General features: G+C 39.7%; 3 protein-coding genes. All 3 read right to left on the minus strand.

What is annotated here, in order from left to right; all coding sequences use genetic code 11:
* Window positions 1-115: 115 nt before the first annotated feature.
* The 3 genes from PHR02_RS13065 to PHR02_RS13075 are packed head-to-tail and all read right to left on the minus strand — an operon-like array spanning window position 116 to window position 4,508.
* On the minus strand, window positions 116-403 hold the full coding sequence (locus PHR02_RS13065) for a DUF3240 family protein (protein ID WP_299992683.1): 288 nt from the start codon (window positions 401-403) through the stop codon (window positions 116-118).
* Window positions 400-3,459, minus strand: coding sequence for an efflux RND transporter permease subunit (locus PHR02_RS13070; protein ID WP_299992684.1), 3,060 nt, complete (start codon window positions 3,457-3,459; stop codon window positions 400-402). The genes PHR02_RS13065 and PHR02_RS13070 overlap by 4 nt, the downstream gene beginning before the upstream one ends.
* Window positions 3,459-4,508, minus strand: a complete 1,050-nt coding sequence (locus tag PHR02_RS13075; RefSeq protein WP_299992686.1) for an efflux RND transporter periplasmic adaptor subunit — start codon at window positions 4,506-4,508, stop codon at window positions 3,459-3,461. The genes PHR02_RS13070 and PHR02_RS13075 overlap by 1 nt, the downstream gene beginning before the upstream one ends.
* Window positions 4,509-4,588 lie beyond the last annotated feature (80 nt).

The following is a 4,588-nucleotide window of genomic DNA, read 5'->3' on the forward strand; positions in this document are numbered from 1 at the left end:
GCCCTTTTGCATCTTCTACTTCTCCAGCCGTATCGATAATCCATACACCATTTTGCAAAGAGAGGCCTAATAGTTCCAAGAGTTCCGGTTCATCATCAGCTATTAGAATACGCATTTATAACTCTTTTATTCCATTCATAAATATTTTGACCGTTTTATCTTTTAACTCTTTTTTAATAGCATCTGATAAAACTATCGCTTCGGTTTCATGCAGAAAAAGACGAAAAAGTCCAAAATCCCGTCTTGCACTTACTTGTTCTTCATCACTCCTTAAAAGTGCTGTCGCGCTATAGCGTTTGCAAGGGAAAAAGTAAAAATCATCATATCCTTCTTCCAACAATAAATCAACTAAAGTATCTTTATTGGCAATTTCAAAGTAAATATCCATCCCTGATAAACTCATTTTTTACCTCTTTTGTAAATTATTTTAAATGCAGGCGGCAAAATAAGGAGCGTTAAAATAGTGGATGTCACCAATCCCCCTAATACAACAATCGCCAATGGTTTTTGGATTTCACTTCCGATCCCTGAGGCAAATAGTAATGGCAAAAGACCTAAAGCAGCAATAAATGCGGTCATAAGAACGGGTCGAAGCCGTCTGCGCGCCCCTTCCGTAACTGCATCATCAATCGAATAACCATTCCCCAAAAGTGTATTAAAATAGCTGACCATCACAACTCCATTGAGTACGGCAATACCAAAAAGAGCAATAAATCCGACGGATGCCGGAACAGAGAGATACTCTCCGCTGAAATACAATGAGATGATACCTCCGGTTACCGCAAACGGAATATTAAGTAAAATAAGTGCGGTAGCACTCACAGAGCGGAACGTAAAGAAAAGAATGAGAAAAATGACCCCTATACTAATCGGGATAACCGTCATTAACTTAGCAGCTGCACGCTGCTGATTCTCAAATTGCCCACCATATACTATACGGTATCCTTGCGGAAGTTTGATATTTGCATCGATTTTTTGTTTCGCTTCTTCTACAAAACCGACCAAATCACGTCCTTCAACATTGGCACGTATCGTACTGTATCGTTGTCCATTTTCACGATCTACTTTCAAAGCACCTTCGCTCGTTTCAATTTGAGCAACACTGGAAATAGGAACCGAGAATCCATCACTTAACGGAATTTCAAGAGATTTAAACAGTTCCATATCCTGTGACACTTCACTGTCAAATCGCATTAATACCGGTATTCTTGTATTGTCGACGGAAAGCTCATCAATAGTAACCCCTTCCAAAGCTGTTTTCAAAAAGAGTTCAAGCTCAGCGGTATCAACACCTGTTTTAGCCGATTCTGTTCGGTTTGGCTTTACACTAAGATAATTTACCCCTTCATTCAGTGTCGTAAACACTTCAGACGAGCCCTTGATTTCGCCAAGTGTATCCGCGATATTTTGACTGAGTTCATTCAGCTTATCGATATCACTTCCATAAATCTTGACTGCTAAATCACCGCGAGAACCTGTCAACATCTCTGAGATTCTCATTTCAATCGGCTGCGTAAAACTAAAACTGATGCCTGGGAAATTTTTGAGTGATTCTTGAATTTTACTTTTAATCTCCTCTTTATTTTTAGCTTTCCACTCATCTTGAGGTTTTAAAATAATAAACGTGTCCGTTTGATTTAGTCCCATAGGATCAAGCCCTAGTTCGTCTGAACCAGTTCTTGCTACAATGGTTTTAATCTCTGAAACATGCTCAATTAAGCTACGTTGTATGGCTAAATTGAGTTCTTTGGACTTTTCAAGCGAAATAGAAGGAGGGGTCTCTATTCCTAAAATAATATCACCTTCATCCAAGGTCGGCATAAAGCTTTTCCCCACAAAGGCAAATAATGTAAAGCTCAAAATCAGGAATACGATAGCTCCGCTAAAAAGTACTTTTGTACGTGTCATTGCAAAATTCAACATTGGTGCATAAAGACGAGTAAAAAAGTGCCCGATAAAAGTCTCTTTGTGCGGGGTACTTTTTAAAATTAAAGAACATACAACCGGAATGAGCGTTAAAGAGAGAAAAAGTGAACCGAAAAGTGCAAAGACGATCGTCATTGCGACAGGTGCAAATAATTTCCCTTCCAACCCTTCCAGTGTCAATAACGGTAAAAATACAACCGCAATAATTAAAATACCGCTGAAAACAGCTGTACTTACTTCTTTGGTAGCGCGATAAACCTGATGTAATTTTGGAAGTGACGTATCGTTCTCACTCAGTTTTGCAAAAGAATTTTCAACAACGACGACCGCAGAATCGACTAACATACCAATGGCTATCGCTAACCCTCCCAAACTCATCAGATTGGCGCTCAACCCAAAATATTTCATGAGTAGAAAAGCAATCGCAATGGAAAATGGTAAAATGACACTCACGGCAATCGCCGCACGTACATCTCCCAAAAATACCATCAAAAGAATAATGACTAAGATAATAGCTTCAATCAAAGCTTTAGAAACCGTCCCTACCGCCTTTTCGATCAAATCACTTCGATCATAAAATGGAACGATACTAACACCTGCGGGGAGCATTGGTTTGAGCTCATCGAGTCTCTCTTTGATCTGCTCGATTGTCTCTTGAGCATTCGCCCCTTTTAGTGTCAAAATGAGCCCCTCGGTTGCTTCACCGATACCGTCTTTTGTCACATACCCAAGACGTGTTCGTGAATCATCTCTGACTTCACAAAAGTCCCCTATACGAATCGGTCCATTATGGGAATGGATCGTAATATTGGCGATTTCACTTGCGTCTTTAACACCGCTTTGAACTTTAACTAAATAACTCTCTTCGTTTGCATCGACACGTCCTGCACCGTCATTTTTCAGATTTTTTTCCAATGTCTCTTGAAGCATACTCAGTGGTATTCCCAGATTTTGCATTGCGGTATAATCGGGTTGTACTACGATGGCACGTGATTCACCGCCAAGAGCATTTACATCAGCAACACCCTTTGCTCCCCGTAATACTGGGCGGATAACAAAATCAAGAAGTTCACGTTTCTCTTTTTGGCTCAAACTCCCTTCAATGGTAAACATAAAGGCTTCACCCAAGGGAGTAGTAATAGGGGCCATACCACCATTAACTCCCTTAGGGAGTGTCGGCAAAAGCGATGCAAGTTTTTCAGAGACCTGTGCGCGTGCACGATAAATATCAGTGCCGTCATTAAAATCGATCGTGATGTCTGCGATAGCATATTTGGAAGTACTCTTAAGAAGCTTTTGATTTTCAAGTCCTAACAACTCGGCTTCAAGTGGTTTAACAACACGGTTTTCAACCTCTTCAGGTGTCATCCCTGGTGCTTTTAAAATGATTTTTACCTGCGTAGATGAAATATCAGGAAACGCATCAATCGGTATTTTATAAAATGAATAAACTCCATACCCAAATAACGCTAAAGAGAGGAGAATAACAATAAGTCGTTGTTTGAGCGAAAATTCAATAATTGAGTTAAGCATTATTCAAATCCTAATCCGCTTAATGCGCCTTTGAGAGTAATGACCCCATCGCTTGCGACCTCTGTTGTTGCGTTAAAGCCCTCTGGTTTGACTGCTATGTGTTCTTTATAAATTTTTTGAATCTGAATAATTTTAGGCTTAAAGCCCCCTGCTGTTTTGACGAAACAAATATCATTTTTCTTATATTTTGTAACAGACGATCGTGGTAATAACATCCATTTATCCGTTTGGGTTGAAGCGATATAAAATTCTCCCGATGTCCCTGCCCGATAAGTATTATTTGAATGTAAAACAGCTATAGCAGTAGCTGAATTGTTCATCACATCAACAGCAGAAGATATCGCCGTGATTTTCCCCGCTTGTGAGCCCGTTTTATCACTTACCAATGCCCCTTTATGAATGCTTCCAATCATTTTAGGAGGAATTTTTATAAAAGCACTAAGTGCATTTGCTCTGGCTATCTTTAAATAAGGGACAAACGGTTCAATCTTTTCTCCTGCTTTAAGAGGAGCGTGTGCCAAAATTCCATTTTGGCGTGAGCGTATGGTAAACATCATTCCATTTTTTGGGCGAATATCCGCACCTGAAAAAATAAAACGGTTCTCGATTTCAGCTATTTTAGATTTTAAGCTCATAACTTCTAGTGTACTCTTTTGTGACTCACGTAATGAGATCACTCCATCTTTGTAGAGAACATAATCTTTTTGGGCATATTCTTGGGCTAATTTAAGGCGATTACGAAGATCGTTGAGTTCATAGCTGCTTGATAGCAATTCAGATGATGCAATCGTACAAACGACCTCACCTTTCTTAACCGTATCTCCCGTTTGTTTCATCAACTCTGCTACCGTAGCTTCACCGCTTAACGTATAATTCATTGCCCCTTTGTCACTGTAATCGAATGTTCCGATAAAAGGGCCCATAGCTTCAGACTGTATCATTCGTACTTGTTCAACCACCACACCCATTTTCTTCATTTGCGCGTCACTTATCGTGATTTGCGCCATTGCCGCCGTGGCTAGCATAAGTCCTAATAAACTTTTTTTCATTACCAAATTCCCCCTATTTTTTCTTCGATTACAGACATCTCTTCAATGTAATTTTGTTTAATTTGTAGTGTTCGTAAGCG

Origin of the sequence: Sulfuricurvum sp., assembly GCF_028688295.1 — a bacterium.
Taxonomy (GTDB): domain Bacteria; phylum Campylobacterota; class Campylobacteria; order Campylobacterales; family Sulfurimonadaceae; genus Sulfuricurvum.

Coding starts and splice junctions, on each gene's coding strand:
- PHR02_RS13065 (WP_299992683.1), bottom strand. CDS start 403: ATGAGTTTATCAGGGATGGATATTTACTTTGAAATTGCCAATAAAGAT.
- PHR02_RS13070 (WP_299992684.1), bottom strand. CDS start 3,459: ATGCTTAACTCAATTATTGAATTTTCGCTCAAACAACGACTTATTGTT.
- PHR02_RS13075 (WP_299992686.1), bottom strand. CDS start 4,508: ATGAAAAAAAGTTTATTAGGACTTATGCTAGCCACGGCGGCAATGGCG.